Source organism: Cellulomonas oligotrophica (assembly GCF_013409875.1).
Classification (GTDB): domain Bacteria; phylum Actinomycetota; class Actinomycetes; order Actinomycetales; family Cellulomonadaceae; genus Cellulomonas; species Cellulomonas oligotrophica.
In genome coordinates, this window is record NZ_JACCBK010000001.1 from 3,186,044 (window position 1) to 3,201,101 (window position 15,058).

The 15,058-nt window shown below is 74.8% G+C and carries 17 protein-coding genes and 1 tRNA gene; 4 read left to right on the plus strand and 14 right to left on the minus strand.

The genetic code is table 11. The features are described 5' to 3' along the window. Positions 1-16: 16 nt before the first annotated feature. Both BKA21_RS14605 and BKA21_RS14610 read right to left on the minus strand, forming a co-directional pair. Positions 17-2,209 (minus strand): hypothetical protein, encoded by a 2,193-nt coding sequence (locus BKA21_RS14605; protein WP_140459709.1) that lies wholly within the window; start codon positions 2,207-2,209, stop codon positions 17-19. Between the two features lie 119 nt (positions 2,210-2,328). Further along, a tRNA-Pro gene (locus BKA21_RS14610) sits at positions 2,329-2,400 on the minus strand. Positions 2,401-2,564: 164 nt separating this feature from the next. Between BKA21_RS14610 and BKA21_RS14615 the strand changes: the two genes are divergently transcribed. Both BKA21_RS14615 and BKA21_RS14620 read left to right on the plus strand, forming a co-directional pair. Further along, positions 2,565-3,137: a mycothiol transferase gene (locus BKA21_RS14615; RefSeq protein WP_140459710.1), complete on the plus strand. Its 573-nt coding sequence runs from the start codon at positions 2,565-2,567 to the stop codon at positions 3,135-3,137. A gap of 134 nt (positions 3,138-3,271) precedes the next feature. Next, complete coding sequence (locus BKA21_RS14620; RefSeq protein WP_140459711.1) at positions 3,272-3,460, plus strand: hypothetical protein; 189 nt, start codon at positions 3,272-3,274, stop codon at positions 3,458-3,460. A 5-nt stretch (positions 3,461-3,465) separates the two neighbouring features. Here BKA21_RS14620 and BKA21_RS14625 read toward each other — a convergent pair whose 3' ends face one another. The 4 genes from BKA21_RS14625 to BKA21_RS20240 all read right to left on the minus strand — a co-directional run bounded on the left by BKA21_RS14625 (position 3,466) and on the right by BKA21_RS20240 (position 6,498). Beyond that, on the minus strand, positions 3,466-3,837 hold the full coding sequence (locus tag BKA21_RS14625; RefSeq protein WP_140459712.1) for a hypothetical protein: 372 nt from the start codon (positions 3,835-3,837) through the stop codon (positions 3,466-3,468). Between the two features lie 102 nt (positions 3,838-3,939). Next, positions 3,940-5,112, minus strand: a complete 1,173-nt coding sequence (locus BKA21_RS14630) for a PP2C family protein-serine/threonine phosphatase (protein WP_140459713.1) — start codon at positions 5,110-5,112, stop codon at positions 3,940-3,942. A gap of 6 nt (positions 5,113-5,118) precedes the next feature. Further along, entirely contained in the window at positions 5,119-5,910 is a 792-nt protein-coding gene (locus BKA21_RS14635) for an alpha/beta fold hydrolase (protein WP_373308248.1), read from the minus strand. Between the two features lie 15 nt (positions 5,911-5,925). Next, the gene (locus tag BKA21_RS20240; RefSeq protein WP_140459715.1) at positions 5,926-6,498 is read right to left on the minus strand and encodes an RBBP9/YdeN family alpha/beta hydrolase; all 573 of its coding nucleotides are present in this window, start codon (positions 6,496-6,498) and stop codon (positions 5,926-5,928) included. A 285-nt stretch (positions 6,499-6,783) separates the two neighbouring features. On the opposite strand from BKA21_RS20240, the gene BKA21_RS14645 reads away from it, so the two are divergent. After that, a complete protein-coding gene (locus BKA21_RS14645) occupies positions 6,784-7,551 on the plus strand; it encodes a hypothetical protein (protein ID WP_140459716.1) in 768 nt (255 codons plus the stop codon). Between the two features lie 46 nt (positions 7,552-7,597). On the opposite strand, the gene BKA21_RS14650 is transcribed toward BKA21_RS14645, so the two are convergent. Together BKA21_RS14650 and BKA21_RS14655 are read right to left on the minus strand one after the other, a co-directional pair. After that, positions 7,598-8,971, minus strand: coding sequence for a CotH kinase family protein (locus BKA21_RS14650; RefSeq protein ID WP_140459717.1), 1,374 nt, complete (start codon positions 8,969-8,971; stop codon positions 7,598-7,600). Between the two features lie 102 nt (positions 8,972-9,073). After that, complete coding sequence (locus tag BKA21_RS14655; RefSeq protein ID WP_140459718.1) at positions 9,074-9,457, minus strand: hypothetical protein; 384 nt, start codon at positions 9,455-9,457, stop codon at positions 9,074-9,076. A 93-nt stretch (positions 9,458-9,550) separates the two neighbouring features. On the opposite strand from BKA21_RS14655, the gene BKA21_RS19685 reads away from it, so the two are divergent. Continuing rightward, positions 9,551-9,892 carry a DUF2200 domain-containing protein gene (locus BKA21_RS19685; RefSeq protein WP_140459719.1) on the plus strand — a complete coding sequence of 114 codons (342 nt, stop codon included), beginning with the start codon at positions 9,551-9,553 and terminating at the stop codon, positions 9,890-9,892. Between the two features lie 19 nt (positions 9,893-9,911). On the opposite strand, the gene BKA21_RS14665 is transcribed toward BKA21_RS19685, so the two are convergent. The 6 genes from BKA21_RS14665 to BKA21_RS14695 all read right to left on the minus strand — a co-directional run bounded on the left by BKA21_RS14665 (position 9,912) and on the right by BKA21_RS14695 (position 14,950). Continuing rightward, positions 9,912-11,114, minus strand: a complete 1,203-nt coding sequence (locus BKA21_RS14665; protein WP_140459720.1) for a Fic family protein — start codon at positions 11,112-11,114, stop codon at positions 9,912-9,914. Positions 11,115-11,268: 154 nt separating this feature from the next. Then, on the minus strand, positions 11,269-12,300 hold the full coding sequence (locus BKA21_RS14670) for an arabinan endo-1,5-alpha-L-arabinosidase (RefSeq protein WP_140459721.1): 1,032 nt from the start codon (positions 12,298-12,300) through the stop codon (positions 11,269-11,271). A gap of 268 nt (positions 12,301-12,568) precedes the next feature. After that, positions 12,569-12,907 (minus strand): hypothetical protein, encoded by a 339-nt coding sequence (locus tag BKA21_RS14675; RefSeq protein WP_140459722.1) that lies wholly within the window; start codon positions 12,905-12,907, stop codon positions 12,569-12,571. Positions 12,908-12,969: 62 nt separating this feature from the next. After that, positions 12,970-13,995: a phage tail protein gene (locus BKA21_RS19690; RefSeq protein ID WP_239073042.1), complete on the minus strand. Its 1,026-nt coding sequence runs from the start codon at positions 13,993-13,995 to the stop codon at positions 12,970-12,972. A 9-nt stretch (positions 13,996-14,004) separates the two neighbouring features. Continuing rightward, the gene (locus BKA21_RS14690; protein WP_140459723.1) at positions 14,005-14,520 is read right to left on the minus strand and encodes a phage tail protein; all 516 of its coding nucleotides are present in this window, start codon (positions 14,518-14,520) and stop codon (positions 14,005-14,007) included. Between the two features lie 37 nt (positions 14,521-14,557). Further along, complete coding sequence (locus tag BKA21_RS14695) at positions 14,558-14,950, minus strand: DUF6916 family protein (RefSeq protein WP_140459724.1); 393 nt, start codon at positions 14,948-14,950, stop codon at positions 14,558-14,560. Between the last annotated feature and the right edge of the window lie 108 nt (positions 14,951-15,058).

Consider the following 15,058-nt stretch of genomic DNA (forward strand, 5'->3'; position numbering starts at 1 on the left):
GTTCGCTGCGGGCGGACTACCCGGCGACCGCGCCGAGGAGCCAGTGCCGTCCGTGACCCCAGCCGTGCAGCGGCGCCATCGACCCCGGCCGGGCGAGGCCGTCCAGCAGCACGAGCAGCCGCACCCGGGCGAACTCCGAGCGTGCGTGCGCCTCGGTGCGCGCCCGCTCGACGAACCTCGTCTGCTCGACCGCGTCGAGCTGGGCGACGAAGAACACCGTCTGCCGCCAGGCGTAGGCGACGTCCTTGAGCGTCCGGTTCGGCTGCCGGTTGCCGTCCAGCCGCGCCACGAGCGCCGCGACGTGCGCGAACGCCCTCTCGGCCGTGGACCGCCAGCCGTCGCGCGGCTCGAGCCCCGCGTCCCGCAGCACGGCCAGGTTGTGCGTGGTGAGGATCTGCGCCTGCTCCAGCGTCATGCCGTGGCAGACGACGCACCAGCCGTGGCCCGGAAGGTCCGCCCGGTCCGCGCACAGCCGGGCGAACGCCTCGCCCGGGCGGTCCGTGCCACGCACCGCGGCGACCGCGTCGTCGTCGATCCCGTAGTACCGGGCGTACGTCGATCCCCGCAGGCTGGACGCTGCGAGCTCGAACGCCGCCACGTACCTGCGCGAGAACCGGCCCTCGAAGATGTCCGCGGCGATCTCCTGCACCAGGGGTACCGGGGGGTCCGCGGACGCGGCGAGGGCCTCGAGCTCCGTGACCAGGGGGTTGGGCAGCAGGGAACCGGGCCAGTGCGTGACCGCCTCGTCGGCGAGCCGCAGGAACGTCGCCCGTGCCACGTCACGGGTCGCCGACGTCTCCCGCCGGCGCGTGGCGACGGCCGCGACCCACGGCAGCTCCTCCGCGCGGACCTGCTGCTGCAGGTCGAGCAGCAGCACGGAGCGTCGCCGCCGGAACGCCTCGTACGAGCGCGCCACGAGCACGCGCAGCCGCGGGTCGTCGTACTGCTCCGCCACGACCTGCGCCGTCACCTGCGGGACCATCGTCGCCAGCAGCTCGGCCGACGTGATGACGCCGGCGTCGACCAGCTCGTGCAGCGTGCCCGCCTGGGCGCGTCGCAGCACCCGGCCGACGGTGCGCGGCATCGGCGCACCCGACGGCAGCCCGGACGCCGCCGCCTCGGCCACGGTCACCGGCACGGTGAGCTCCGAGACGTCGTCGACGCCCCGGTCGCCCGGTGCCTCCGCCAGGCGGTCGGCCGCCAGGTGCGCGAGCGCCGCCACGGTGGGCAGCGCCGCCTGCGCGTGCTGGCGCGACCGCAGCGTCGAGTGCGCGGGCGTGCCCGGCGCACCGCGGCGCTCGACCATCGAGCTGACGGCGAGCAGCACGCGTCCGCGCTCGCGCGCGGTGAGGTCACGGCCCCCGGTGACGGCCGCGAGCGCGAGGCGCAGGGCTGCCGCGTTCTCCTTCGGGCTGGTGAGCCGGGCCGGGGGGTCGTGCCGGCCGACGAGGTCGTCGTACGTGGCCAGCAGATCCCGCCCGTCGTCGAGCCAGGCCGTGCTGAACGGTTCGCGGAGCGTGCCGTCCGTCGTCACGGCGAGCCAGTGCCCGAGCAGCGCGTCCGCGAACGGGTTCCACACCTGCAGGACCCCGTTCATCCGCGCGACGCGCACCGAGGGCTTCTTGCGGCGCAGCGCGGCGGCCACGGTCGCGGCGTCCTCGCGCCAGACGATCTCGGGGTCGCGGTCCGGGACGGTGGCCGACGCGGGCAGGAGCCGGACGGCGTGCGCGTGCGGCCGCAGGGCCTCCACCACGGTGAGAGCCTGCGCGACGTCGCCCTCGCGCACGAGCCAGGCCACCACGAGCAGCGCGGCGGCCTCCGGCAGGTCGATCTCGTACCCGCCGGCGTCGAGGACCGCCCACAGGCGCTGCATCCCGTCGGCGGTGAGCGCGTGCTCGACGATCGCGCCGCGTTCGGCGGGCAGTCCTGCCTCGTGGGCGAGCTGCCGCTCGAACGTGCTCAGGTCGCCGCCCGCGGCGGGGCGGCCGGTGGCGAAACCGCCGCGGAGCACCTCCGGGGTCACCCAGGCCGGCAGCCCCCGGACCGGGGTGCGCGACCCGATGCGCAGCTCGCCGGACCGCATCCCGTGGAGCACCTCGCGCCACCGGGCCATGCGCCGCCGCGCGCGGCCACGGACGTCCGGGTCCTGCGTGGTCGCAGCAGTGACGAGGGCGCGGTTCCACTGCGCGAGCGCGTACGCGTCGTCCAACGTCGTCCCCTTCCCGGTGCCGACGCGGCGGGTGCGGCCCCGCGCCCTGCGGGGGCGAGAGGCCGGGTGCTCTGCTGCTGAGCTGCACGTCGAGGTGCGCCCGAGGTGGGCGGACCGAGCCAGCGCGGCAGGTGCTGCCCCTGCGCCCTCCGAGTCCCAAGCCCGGTGCTCTGCTGCTGAGCTACACGCTGAATGGCCCCGACCCTAACGACCGGAAGGCGGCGCCGTCCGGAGATTTCTCGGCGTCCGTCCGTTCGGCGGAACCGACGCCGGGCCCGCTGTCGCTGCGGGGACGTCGGTGCCCGGGCGTACCGTGCGATCCGCACCGTTGAACGTCGTCGTCAGGGGGAGCGCCGTGACCGATCCGCTGTGGGAGCCGCCGCTGGCCGGCACCGACGTCGAACACCTGACCGGGACGCTGGAACGGCTGCGTGCGACGTTCCGCTGGAAGGCCGACGGCCTCGACGTCGAGCAGCTGCGCCGTCGCCCGGTGCCGACGTCCGAGCTCAGCGTCGGCGGGCTGCTCAAGCACCTGGCGGTGTGCGAGGACGACGTCTTCAGCTGGCGCATCGCCGGGCGCCGACCCGTGACGTGGTCGTCCGTGCCCGAGGACGACGTGGCCCGCTGGCAGTTCACTGTCGACCCCGACGAGACCGCGGAGCAGGTCTACGGGATCTGGGCGGCCGCCGTGGGACGGTCGCGCGCGACGATGCAGGAGCTCGTGGACGCCGGCGGCCTCGACCGGCCGGGTCACCTGGAGTTCGAGGGCGCCCGCCCGAGCATCCGCCGCCACCTGCACGACCTCGTCGAGGAGTACGGCCGCCACACCGGCCACATGGACCTGCTGCGCGAGGCGATCGACGGCCGCGTCGGCGAGGACCCGCCCGCCGACTGGCCGATGCTCCCGCCGGACGTCCCGCGTCCGTAGCCGCGCCCATCCCGCCGAAAAGCCCGCGCGTCGGTATCGCAGTGCGGTAGACCTGGGGGGTGGCCCGACGGTCACGACGCACGCGGTGAGGCGCACCGCGCCTCACGGTGGCGACGCGAAGGGGGCCAGGTCGGATGTCGACACGCGAGAAGGTGCTGCCCGTCGTCGCCGCGGTCGAGATCGCTGGCGCCGCAGTGGCTGCCCGGATGCTCGACTGGTGGCTGATGACCATGCTCCTGGCGTTCGCCGCGTCCGCACTGCTCACGGTCCGTGACCTGCGTCGGGCCAGGCTCAGCGGGAGTGCGGACGACCGGACGCGGTAGCCGAGTCAGTCGCGGCCGCCTGCCCCGAAGCGCTGGACGACGTCGATCGTGCCGACGATGTTGTCGTTCAGCTCCTCCAGGTCCTCCGCCGGGATCCTGTACTCCAGGATCGTCTGGCCGCCGACCTGCTGGACGTCGTAGCGGTCGAGGAACGCGCGCCGCACGTCGAACCGCGTGACGAACCCGGCGCCCGAGGCGGGCACGTTCCAGTCGCGGGCGATGCGCACGGCGTAGTCCTCGTTCAGGACCGGGTAGAAGATCGGCTGGTCCGGCAACCGCGGCGGCCAGCGACGGAACCCTGTGGCCTCGACGAGCGCGAGCTCGTTCGGCCCCGTCGGCCGCCACAGCGTGACCACGTCCTCCTGGCTCTCCGTCATGCGGGCGAACCTAGCCGCGTCGCGCACCCGTCGTCGCCGGCAATCTGGTGGCCGCGCCCGGCTGTCGACGTGCGCGGCGCCGAGGCGGACGTGGCCGTGGCGTCAGGCGACCGCGATGGTGACGACGGCGATGTCGTCGCGGGGCTCGTCGGACTGGAAGGCCATGGCGTCGGCGAGGATCGCGTCCGTGACGTCGGCGGCCGGGCCGCGGTGGGCGTCGACGACGGCCAGGAGACGGTCGGGCCCGTAGAAGTCGCGGCCGCGCCGGCCCTCGGGGACACCGTCGGTGAAGAGCACCAGGGCGTCGCCGGGGGCGAGGTCGACGTCGGTGTCGGTGAACGTGGCCCGGGGCAGGATGCCGACGAGCGGGCCGTGGGTGCCGACGGGCTCCGGCGGGCGGCCGGCGCGGCGCAGCAGGGGCAGGGGGTGGCCGCCGCAGGCGATCGTCGCCCGCCAGCTGTCGTCCGTGCGGCGCAGGCGGACCAGGGCGACGGTGCAGAAGCGGTCGGTCTCCGCCTGGCGCAGCACACGGTCGAGGGTGCGCAGCACGGCGCTGGGGGCGTCGTGGTCGACCGATGCCGCGCGCACGGTGTACCGGGCGAGGGCCGTGACGACGGCCGCCTCGGCGCCCTTGCCCTGCACGTCGCCGAGCGCCACCACCCAGTCGTCGGTGGCGACCTGGAAGACGTCGTAGAAGTCCCCGCCGACGTGCCGGCCGTCGCCCGCGGGCCGGTACGCGGCGGCGACGTCGAGGCCGGGGATGTGCGGCGGCGTCGGCGGGATGAGGGTCTGCTGCAGGGTCTGCGCGAGCTCGACGGCGCGGGCTTCGGACTCCTCGGCGCGGCGCCGGGCGGCCAGCAGCTCCTGCTCGTACCGGCGGCGCTCGGTGGCGTCGAGCACGGCGGTGCGGATGACCCGCGGGGTGCCGTCCGCGTCGCGGTCGAGCACGGAGTTCACCAGCACGGGCAGGCGCCGGCCGTCGGCGCACACCACCTCCAGGGCGATCTCGCGCGCGCTGCCCTGCATCCGGAGCGTGGGCGCGTAGTGGGTCTCGTGGTAGAGCCTGCCGCCGACGGGCAGCAGGTCCACGAACCGTCGCCGCCCGACGAGGTCCTCGCGACGGTGCCCCGTCCAGGTGAGGAACGTGGCGTTGACACGCACGATCAGGCCGTCCGGGGTGGTCGATAGGTATCCGATCGGGGCGTGGTCGTCGAGGAGCCCCGGGTCGTCGCGGTGCAGCGCCTCCTGGAAGGCGGGGTCCTCGGGTCCGCGCATCGGGGCTCAGTCGCGCAGGAACGCCGCGATCGCGGCCGTCGTGGCCTCGGGCGCGCTCAGGTGCGGGCAGTGCCCGGTGGCGTCGAGCAGCACCATCTGCGCGCCGGGGATCGCGTCGCGCACGTGCTCGCCGACGGAGACCGGGGCGATGACGTCGTCCGTGCACTGCAGCACCAGCGTCGGCGTCGTGACGCCGGCCAGGTCGGCGCGGTTGTCGGACAGGAACGTCACGCGCGCGAACCGGCGGGCGATCTCCGGGTCGGCGCGGCAGAAGCTCGCCGTGAGCTCCGCGCCCAGCTCCGGGCGGTCCGGGTTGCCCATGATCGCCGGCGCCATCGTGCTCGACCAGCCCAGGTAGTTGCTGTCGAGGGAGTCCAGCAGCTCCGCGATGTCCGCCTCGGTGAACCCGCCGGTGTACCCGTCGTCGTCGACGTACCGCGGTGACGGGGCCACGAGGACGAGCTTGGCGAACCGGTCGGGCTCGGCCACCGCCGCCAGCACCGCGACCATCGCCGAGACCGAGTGCCCCACGAGCACCACGTCCCGCAGGTCGAGCTCGCGGACGATCGCCAGGACGTCGTCGGCGTAGCCCTGCAGCGAGCCGTGCCGCACCGGGTCGTACGCGGAGGCGTCCGAACCGCCCGCGCCGACGTGGTCGAACGTCACCACGGTGAACGCGTCCTCGAAGTGCGGGGCGACGAGCCGCCACATGTGCTGGTCGCACCCGAACCCGTGCGCGAACACCACCGGCTGCGCCCCCGGCACGCCCGAGACCCGCACGTCGTGCCTGCTCACCACGCCCACCCGTGGAGGCTACCCACTCCTGCCCGGGGCCTGCGGCACGCGGCCGGTCGGCTGCCGCCGCGTCATCTGCCGGACCAGGGCCGCCGCCCTCGGCCACACCCCGTAGCCGTCGGCCGTCGCGATGTGACCCGCCCGGGGGACGGTCTCGATCGTGCTGCCCCAGGCCCGGGCGAGCAGGAGCGCCCGGGGCCGCGCGAGGAACGGGTCGTCGTCACTGACGACCACGTGCGTGGGGACCGGCAGCGCCCGCAGCGGCAGTGGTGCCTGGCCGCGGATCGCCTCGGGCGCCGCGGCGCTCTCCACGTCGGCGGGCGCGACGAGGAGCGCGCCCACGACGGTGCGCGGACGGCGCTCCGCGAGCCACTGCGCGATCGTCACCGACCCGCAGCTGTGCCCGATGAGGAAGGTCGGGCCCTCCAGCCCGGCCAGCGTCCGGTCGAGGGCTGCGATCCAGGCGTCCCGGTCGACACGGTCCCAGTCGACCTGCTCGACGCGGACGGCGCCGGGCAGCGTCCGTTCCAGGTGCGACTGCCAGTGGTCCGGCCCGGAGCCGGTCCACCCGGGGACCAGGACGTGGTGCACGGGCCGCTCCTCGCACGATCGGGCTGGGTCGGGCTCACCTTGCACCACGGCCGGTGGTCGGACGAGGAGACCCGCGGGTGCGCGCGGCCACTCCCGTCGGGCAGCCGCGCCACGGGCTGCCGCGACGCGAACCGGTGCAGACGCACGCCGAGCAGCGGGTCGTGCCCTGGACGTCGACCGTGCGACGTCGCGCCGCGTGCCGCGCGACCGGTGGTTGCCCGGGGCGATAGCGTCGTCGTGCCGGCACGAGCGCGTCCCGGCACGACGATGAGCAGGGGAGACGTCATGGCAGGGGCAGGTCGGGCACGGGCACGGACGGGTGGCGCGCGCAGGGTCCAGGGGGGCGTCGCGCTCGCGGTCGTGGTGCTGACGGGTGCGGTCGCGGGGTGCGGCACCGGGACCCCGGGCGGTGACGGGACGGCGGTGACGTCGTCGGCGACGTCCTCGGCGAGCGGGACGCCGGAGCCCACGCCGGAGGAGACTCCCGAGGAGTCGCCGACCCCGCAGGTGCCGACGGACGTCACCGCGGACGTGCTGCTGCCCGACGGCTCGTTCGAGTACGCCAACCCCGGCACCGAGCCGGCGAGCGCGACGTCGTGGGTGCTGCCGCAGGACTGCGGGGAGGTCCCGCTGCCGGCGTCGGCGACGGCGAGCGACGGGCTCCGGTACGGCGACGGGCGGCAGGAGTCCGTGGTCGGCCTGCACCAGGTGGTCGTCACGGCCGACGCCGCGGCGGCGACCGCGGTGGCCGACGAGGTCGCCGCGGCGTTCGCGCGGTGCGCGCCGCCGACGGAGAACCCCGGGGCCTACGCGGTGGAGGACGTCGCGGTCGGGGCGCAGGGCACCGGTCTGGCGTGGTCGTACTACCGCACCGGCGAGGTCCGCGACGACGACATCGGCACGTACATGGTCGTGACGCGACGCGGGAACGCCGTCACCCTCGTCGGCACGCTGAGCGGCGAGCCGTCGGTCGCGGTGGCCCGCACGGACGTGACCGCGCTGGCGCAGCAGGCCTGGGAGCTGCTCTGCCGGTACGACGCCGAGGGCTGCTGACGGCAGCCCTGCGGGTGGCCCGGGCCCGCGCGGCCCGGGACACCCGTCAGCCGTTCGTGACGTCGGCGTAGGCGGCGACCTGCGCAGCCTCCTCGGTGAGGGCGTCGGCGTCGACCAGGTCGGCGGCGCCCTCGCCCAGGGTCGTCGTCCAGGCGTCGACGACGTCCTCGAGGGTGCCCGATGTGAACAGGTCGGCTCGCAGGTCCTCGGTGGCCTGGTCGTACAGCGCCTCGAACGACGCGATGGAGTGGAACCGCTCGGCGAGGGGGTTCGACGCCCCGCCGAACCCGCCCCCCGGGCCGCCGCCCGCGGCGTCGCCGCCCGCGCCACGGTCACCCGGGCGTCCGGCACCGTCGGGCAGGTCGGTCGGCATGTCGGTGGGGAAGCCCTCGGGCAGGTCCGTGGGCATGTCGGTGGGGAACCCCTCGGGGCGCTCGCCGTCGGTCGGCGGCTGCATCCCCTCCGGCGCCCCGCCGCCCCCGCCGCCCGGCCCGCCGTTCTGCACCCCGAACGTCAGGTTGTGGTCCCACGCGACGACCGTGAACACCCCGGTCGCGACGTCGTAGGCCAGGTAGGAGTTGTTGCCGGGCCCGTCGATGTCGTCGAAGTTGTCCATGAGGTCCTCCAGCGCCAGGTACCGGGCGAGCTGCTCGACGTCGACGTGCTCGTCCAGCTCGGCCTCCAGCTCGGCGTCGGTGGCCTCGTCGAGGAAGACCATGAGGTCGGCGACGGGCTGCCAGTCCTCCTCGCCGGCCTCGACGTCGAACGCCTCGGTGTAGGCGGTCGGGTCGGTGCCGCGGTTCGACCAGTCCCCGTCGGCGTCGGACTTGTAGAGGATGGTCTCGCCGTCGAACGTGGCCTCGGCCCACTGCTCGTCCATGACCTCGACGACGGCGTGCAACGACGCGTCGCCGCCGTTCGCGCTCACGCGGGTGGCCGCGACGCGGGACGTCTCCAGGTCGGCCTCGGCGAGCAGCGTCATCGCGACGAGCTCGTTGATCGAGGTCTGCGTGGTGCTGGACCGCACCGCCAGGCGCGTGACGCCGTCGAGCTCCTGGCCCTCGACCCACTTGTCGAGGCGGACGAGCCACGGCAGGTCCTGCGCCGGGGTGTCCGCCGTGACCTCGCGCAGCGTCGAGTTGCCCTTGAGGCGCAGGCCGACGTCCTCGAACGTCGTCCCGTCGATGGTCACGTCACCGTGCACCCAGACCTTCTCGCCGTCCGTGAGGTATCCGTCGAGGGCCTCGTCCAGCGCGTCGTCGGTGAGGACGAGGTCGATCTCGTGGACGCGCGAGGTGTCGAAGAACCCGTCGGTCGTGGCCTGCGTCGCCGACGACCCGTCGGAGGGTGCGCACCCCGCGAGGGTCAGGGCGACGGCAAGGACGAGCGCGGTGGTCGCGCGGGGGGTGCGAGATGGCACGGCGGGCTCCGGGGCGTCGAGGGGCGCACCATCGTGCGCGCACCACCCGGACGCCGGCCCGGTGCCGGCTGTGCCGGACCTGTGCGTGCGAACGCGGGCCGGTCAGGGGGCCAGGGCGGACGTCACGCGGACCACGTCGACGGTGCACAGCGGGGGGAGGGACTCCGCGCACTCGTCGATCCACACCTCGACAGTGGCCCCGTCGGGCACGGCCGCGGGATCGACGGGGTGCCCGTCGGCGTCGACCAGCGCCGTGTCGTCGAGGTGCAGGGACATGCCGTCGTGGCCGTCGTCGGAGGCGTCGGCGAGCAGGGCGTCGTCGGGGTCGGTCGCCCGGTCGACCGTGCCGGTCAGGTCGGGCGCGCCGCCCTGCGAGGTGGGCAGGTCCCCGGCAGCGGCACCGGGGGAGGAGGCGCAGCCGGCCAGGAGGGCGAGCACCACGAGCAGGACCACGCCCGGGCGGTACGTCGTGCCGGTCGGTGCCACGGTGCCTCCTCCTGGGCACGGCGTGCCCTCTGCCCGGCCTGTGTGCCGGGGCGCCGTGGTCTTGCGTCGGTGGCCGTGGCTACCCTCGGGAAGGTGCACAGGATCTTCGGGACGCCGGTCAGCTCCGTGTACCCGCTGTACGTGACGAAGGCGGAGCGCAAGGGGCGCACCAGGGCCGAGGTCGACGAGGTCCTGCGGTGGCTGACGGGCTTCGACGACGCCGAGCTGGCGGAGCACCTCGCGGCGGGCACCACGTTCGCGGACTTCTTCGCGGCCGCGCGGCTCAACCCGGCGGTCGACCGGATCACCGGGGTGGTCTGCGGGGTGCGGGTCGAGGACGTCGAGGACCCCCTGATGCAGAAGATCCGCTACCTCGACAAGCTCGTCGACGAGCTGGCCAAGGGCCGCCCGATGGCCAAGGTGCTGAGGGCGTGACGTCCCGGGGGTGACGCCCTCAGCGTCGCCGCCCGGCACGGGCGGCGAAGGCGTCCATGGCGTCGAGCACGTCGTCCGCCTGCCAGGTCCGGGCCCGGTGGCCTGCGGACGGTGCCCGCAGCACCCCGGCGTCCTCGAGCACCTCGATCGCGTTGCGCGCTCCCCGGTCGGAGACGCCGAGCTGTGCCGCGACGTGCTCGGCGGTGACGACGGGCTGGGCGAACAGGTGGTCGGCGAGGCGCCAGGCCGTCGAGTCCGACCGGGCCGTGATCCGTTCGCGCCACGCGTCGCGTGCGCGCGTGACGTCCGCCGCAAGGGCGCGCCCGTTGGTCGTGGCCGCGGTCGCCGCCCGAGCGACCTGCTCGACGATCGGGTCGGGGTCGCCGGCACGGCTGGCCTGCAGCGCCCGGAAGTAGGCCTCGGGGTCGCGCAGGAGACCGGCAGACACGGGGACGGTGGTGTGCAGCGCCAGCCCGCGGCGCCGCAGGACCGTGTGCAGCAGCACGCGACCCGTCCGCCCGTTGCCGTCGACGAAGGGATGGATGGTCTCGAGGTGCGCGTGCACGAGGGCTGCGTGGACGAGCACCGGCAGATCCTCCCGGGCGGCGAAGGTGACCAGGTCCTCGACGGCAGCCGGCACCCGGGCGTGGTGCGGCGGGACGAAGTCGGCGCCGTGCGGGCTCAGCGAGGACGCTCCGATCCACACCTGTTCGGTCCGCCACCGACCGGCGACGTCGGGGGCCGACCCGGCGAGGAGGGCTCGGTGCACGTCGAGGATGCCGGCGGCGGTCAGGTCGTCTCCTGCGGCCAGCGCGCTCGACATGGCTCGGACGTTGGCCGCGACGAGGTCGGCGTTCTGCCGCGACGGTGCACCGAGGGACGCGAGTGCGAGGTTGCGGGCGTTGGTGGTGAGGTGCTCGATCTGCGAGCTCGAGGCGGACTCCGTCCGGAGCAGCACCGTCGGCATCGGGACGGGGAGCGACGCCATCTCGACGTCGAAGCGTGCGACGTCCAGCGAGGCCTCCTCGGCGATCTGCAGGACGGCCGGGTCGACGCGGGGGACGGCGTCGGCGACGAGCGGGACGACGGCGGCGCGGTACGGGCGCGACACACGGCGCCGCTGGAACGGGTCGAGGTGCGGGTTCGTCGCCGTCCACGCGTGCTCCTCGGTGGTGACGGCCGGCCAGGCGGTCCCGTCCTCGTCGCGCGGGGCGTCGCCCATCCTGCACCTCCGTCGTCCTGAGTTGAAGGCTAGACCATGAGCCTTCAACTTCGGGGGAGCTGCGTGAAGGCTAGGGGCCGAGCCTTCTCCCCGGAGACGGCGCCGTGCAGGATGTGCGGCCGGCCCGCCCGCGGACGGGCCGGCCGCACGCCGGTCAGTACACGTACGGCCAGGCGCTGGAGTCCCAGCCCAGCAGGTTCAGGCCGAGCCGCGGCGTGCCCGTCGACGTGTAGTAGTGGTACGTCAGGACGTCGGCGTCCGCGTCGGTGAAGACCCCCGGGTGCCCGGGGCCGTAGACGCTGCCGTGGCTCGCCAGGATCTCCGTGCCGCCACCGGCGGTCATCAGGGTGCCCGCGCGGTCGCGGTACGGGCCGGTGATGGACGTCGAGCGCCCGACCATCGTGCGGTACGTGCTGTCCGCGCCGCGGCAGCACAGGTCGAACGAGACGAACAGGTAGTAGTAGCCGCCGCGCCGGAAGATCGTCGGCGCCTCGACCGAACCGCCCGCCGTGGGGCGGCTGGCGAGGGAGTGCACGGTCGTCTGGGTCGTGGAGCGCAGGCCGGTCTCGGAGTTGAGCCGGATCATCTTGATGCCGGACCAGAACGAGCCGAACGACAGCCACCAGGCGCCGGACGCGTCGACCGTCAGGCTCGGGTCGATGGCGTTGTAGGTGCTGGACGTCGTCGTCTCGATGATCCTGCCGCGGTGCGTCCACGTGCCCGGCATCGCGGTCGGGCTGGTGGCGAGGAAGATCGCCGACCGGTTGGAGCCGAACGACGACGCCGAGTAGTACAGGTAGTACTGGCCGTTGCGGTACGACAGGTCGGGCGCCCACAGCGCCGTCGGGTCCGACGGGTCGGTGTACGGCAGCGTCCAGGACGCGCCGTTCGGGAACACCTTGCCCACGTGCGTGAAGCGCGTGCGGTCGGTCGACGTGCGCACGTCGAGGTTCTGCCCGGTGGAGATGACGACGTACGTGCCGTCGGGCCGCTTGACCATCGTCGGGTCGTGCACCGGGCTGACGCTGCCGGTGACGGCACCGGGCCCGGGGTACGTCGCGGCGACCGCGGGCGACGTGCCGGCGCCCGTGACGGCCAGGGCGGCGAGCGCGACGGCGACCACGGCGGCACGCAGCCCTCCGGGGCGCCGTCGACGCCCGGGCTCGGGCGTGGGGTGGGTCTGCATGGGAGATCCCTTCAGCCGTGCGAGCGTCCGCGCGACGGGGCGCGGGCCCGCGTCGAGGGCCCCGGCGGTGCGCGCCGACCCTCGGGCGGCCGTGCGACCGGCCGTCGCGGCGCTGTGCCGGTCCGGCGCACGGGGTGCTCGTGGGGGAGCACTGCCTCATGCGTAATGGCACGTCAGAAGCGTTGTCAACGATGTAAATCGCTTCATCATCAACCCCTCATCAGCCCGTGCGACGCCGAGGTGCGTGCCCGGGGCCGGTGCGAGCCGCTCAGCCCGACGCGCCGACGACGCGCACGCGCTCGATCCCGCACTGCACGGGGGACGACTCGGCGCAGGCGTCGGACGTCCACACCTCGACCTGCGCGCCGTCGAGGACGTCCTGCGGCGCCAGCGCCGCGCCGTCCTCGTCGACGAGGTCCGCCTCGTCGAGCAGCAGGTCCATGCCCTCGTAGTAGTCGTCCGACGCGTCCACGAGCGTGCCGACCGGCCCGTCGCGCTCGACCGTGCCGGTCACGTCGGGCCCGCCGAGGTCGACGTCGACGCCGCACCCCGTCAGGAGGGACAGGGCGACGGCGCCGACGAGGGCCGCCCGTACGGTGGTGCTCACAGGACCTCCTGGTGCGCGAGGTCCCAGCCTGCCGCGCGGCACCGCACGCGCGCCACCCGGCGTCAGGGCCGCTGGGGGTAGGTGCCCTGCAGGGCGATGATGAAGCTCAGCGTCGTGTACGGCGGCATGTTGGGGTGCGCGCCGCCGTCGCCCGCAGGCGCCACCGCGGTGCCGGACATCGTCGTCGCCGGTGTCGTGCCGTACAGGCGCTCGGTCGCGCGCCCGCGCCGGGAGACCGCCCACCGGGCGCCCGACGGGTTGCCCGCCGTCCCGGCCGAGCCCGTCGCCTGCGCCGTGTGCGTGTGCGCGGGCAGCTGATCGGCGGTGAGCGTGACGCTCTCGGCACCGGCCCGGTCGCCGACCTCGAACGACGACAGCCCCGCGCCCTGCCCGACGCCCACGGGGCTGGCGCCCTGCAGGTCCGGCAGCGCGAACGTCGAGCTGCCGTTGCCGCCGAAGCTCGTGCCGAGCAGCGAGAACAGGGCGGTGTTCTGCGCCAGCGGCATGAGCTGGCCGTTGCAGAAGGCCCACCCGCCCGGGGCGAACGTCCCGGCGAACATGCGGATCTCCCCGACGAACGGCTCACCGCCGGCGCCACCGTCGTGGGAGGGGAAGACGCCCTGCGTCGCGATCGCGTACGTCATCGTCAGGTACGGCGGCATGTTCGCGTGGGGCTGCCCGCCGCCGACCGCCGTGACGGCGTCCGCGGCGAGCGCGACCTGCGACGACGGGCCGTAGTGCGGCTGCGTGGTCGCGGCCCAGAGGGCGCCTCCCGGGGCGGTGGCCGTCGCCGCGGCGGCCGCGCGGGGTGCGTGGGTGTGCGCCGGCAGCTGCCCGCCCGTCAGCTGCACCGACTCCGTGCCGCCCTGCGCGCCTGCCGTACGACCCGCGCCCGCGTGCAGCGGGACGCGGCCGCGCAGGTCGGGCAGGGCGAAGACCGTCTGCCCGTTGCCCCCGTAGGTCGTCCCGAGCAGCGCGAACAGCGCCTGGTTCTGCTGGATCGGCAGGAGCTGCCCCTGGCAGGCCAGCCAGCCCTGGGGCACGAACGACAACGGGAAGAGGCGGATCTCGGCGAGCAGCGGTTCCAACGGGACTCCTCAGGCCGGGGCCGGGTAGACCCCGGACAACGAGATCATCATCTGCACCGCGAGCACCGGGGAGCGGTTCTCGTGGGGCTGCGAGCCGCCCGCCTGTGCGAGCGCCCCGGGTGCCAAGGACGCGTCGCCGGTGCCGTCGCCGAAGGGGGTGCCGTCGGCCGCGGCCCACGTGCCGTCCGCGGGGTCGCCGGTGGTCGCGGCCGCGACGGACCCGAGCGCGGTGTGCCGGTGGGAGGGCATCTGCTGCACCGTGAGCGTGACCTCCTCCTGCCCGCCGGTCTGGCCCAGGACGTACGCCTGGCCGCTGCTGGTGGAGGTGCCGGCGCCGACGGGCGTGCGCCCGCGCAGGTCGGGGACCGCGAAGCTCTCCTGCCCGTCCCCGCCGAACGTCGTGCCGATGAGCGTGAACAGCGCGTCGTGCTCGCTGATGGGCAGCAGGCGCCCGTCGCACGGGACCCAGCCCAGCGGGACGAACGTGCCTGCGAACATGCGGATCTCGCCGAGGTACGGCGTCATGCGGGACCTCCGTGGCAGGTGCGGGCGCGTCGCGCGGTCACACGGACCGGTCCACGACGGCCTCGAGCGTGCGCCCCTCGTGCCCGACCGGTCCCAGGTGGACCAGCAGGTCTCCGTCGGCGTGGTGCAGGGTGCGGGTCGCCGACGGCAGGTCGTCCGTGCCGTCGGCGGTGAACCGCAGCCTGAACCGGGCGTCGTCGGCGGCGTCGACCGCCGCGAGCTCGAGGCGTCGCCCCGTCTCGTCCTCGACGAACGTCGTGCCGACCAGCGGGGCGAGCGCGCCGACGGTCAGCGGCAGCGACCGGCGCACGAGCGACGGCACCCCGACGGCGGCGGCCAGCGCGACGGCACCCGCAGCACCGGCGCCGGCGGTCAGCACCGTGCGTCGCGAGACCGTGCGGGGTGCGACGACGCTCGGGCGGTGGGGCACCGGGAACCGCCTCTCGTGGCAGGTCGGAAAAGGGCTCGTGAGCGGGGCGAGCCTACGAGGATTCACCCGGGACGAATGTCCTCACGAGCGGGTGAAACTCCTACTGTG

Coding starts and splice junctions, on each gene's coding strand:
- BKA21_RS14620 (WP_140459711.1), top strand. CDS start 3,272: ATGTCGACACGCGAGAAGGTGCTGCCCGTCGTCGCCGCGGTCGAGATC.
- BKA21_RS14625 (WP_140459712.1), bottom strand. CDS start 3,837: ATGACGGAGAGCCAGGAGGACGTGGTCACGCTGTGGCGGCCGACGGGG.
- BKA21_RS14630 (WP_140459713.1), bottom strand. CDS start 5,112: ATGCGCGGACCCGAGGACCCCGCCTTCCAGGAGGCGCTGCACCGCGAC.
- BKA21_RS14645 (WP_140459716.1), top strand. CDS start 6,784: ATGGCAGGGGCAGGTCGGGCACGGGCACGGACGGGTGGCGCGCGCAGG.
- BKA21_RS14665 (WP_140459720.1), bottom strand. CDS start 11,114: ATGGGCGACGCCCCGCGCGACGAGGACGGGACCGCCTGGCCGGCCGTC.
- BKA21_RS14670 (WP_140459721.1), bottom strand. CDS start 12,300: ATGCAGACCCACCCCACGCCCGAGCCCGGGCGTCGACGGCGCCCCGGA.
- BKA21_RS14690 (WP_140459723.1), bottom strand. CDS start 14,520: ATGACGCCGTACCTCGGCGAGATCCGCATGTTCGCAGGCACGTTCGTC.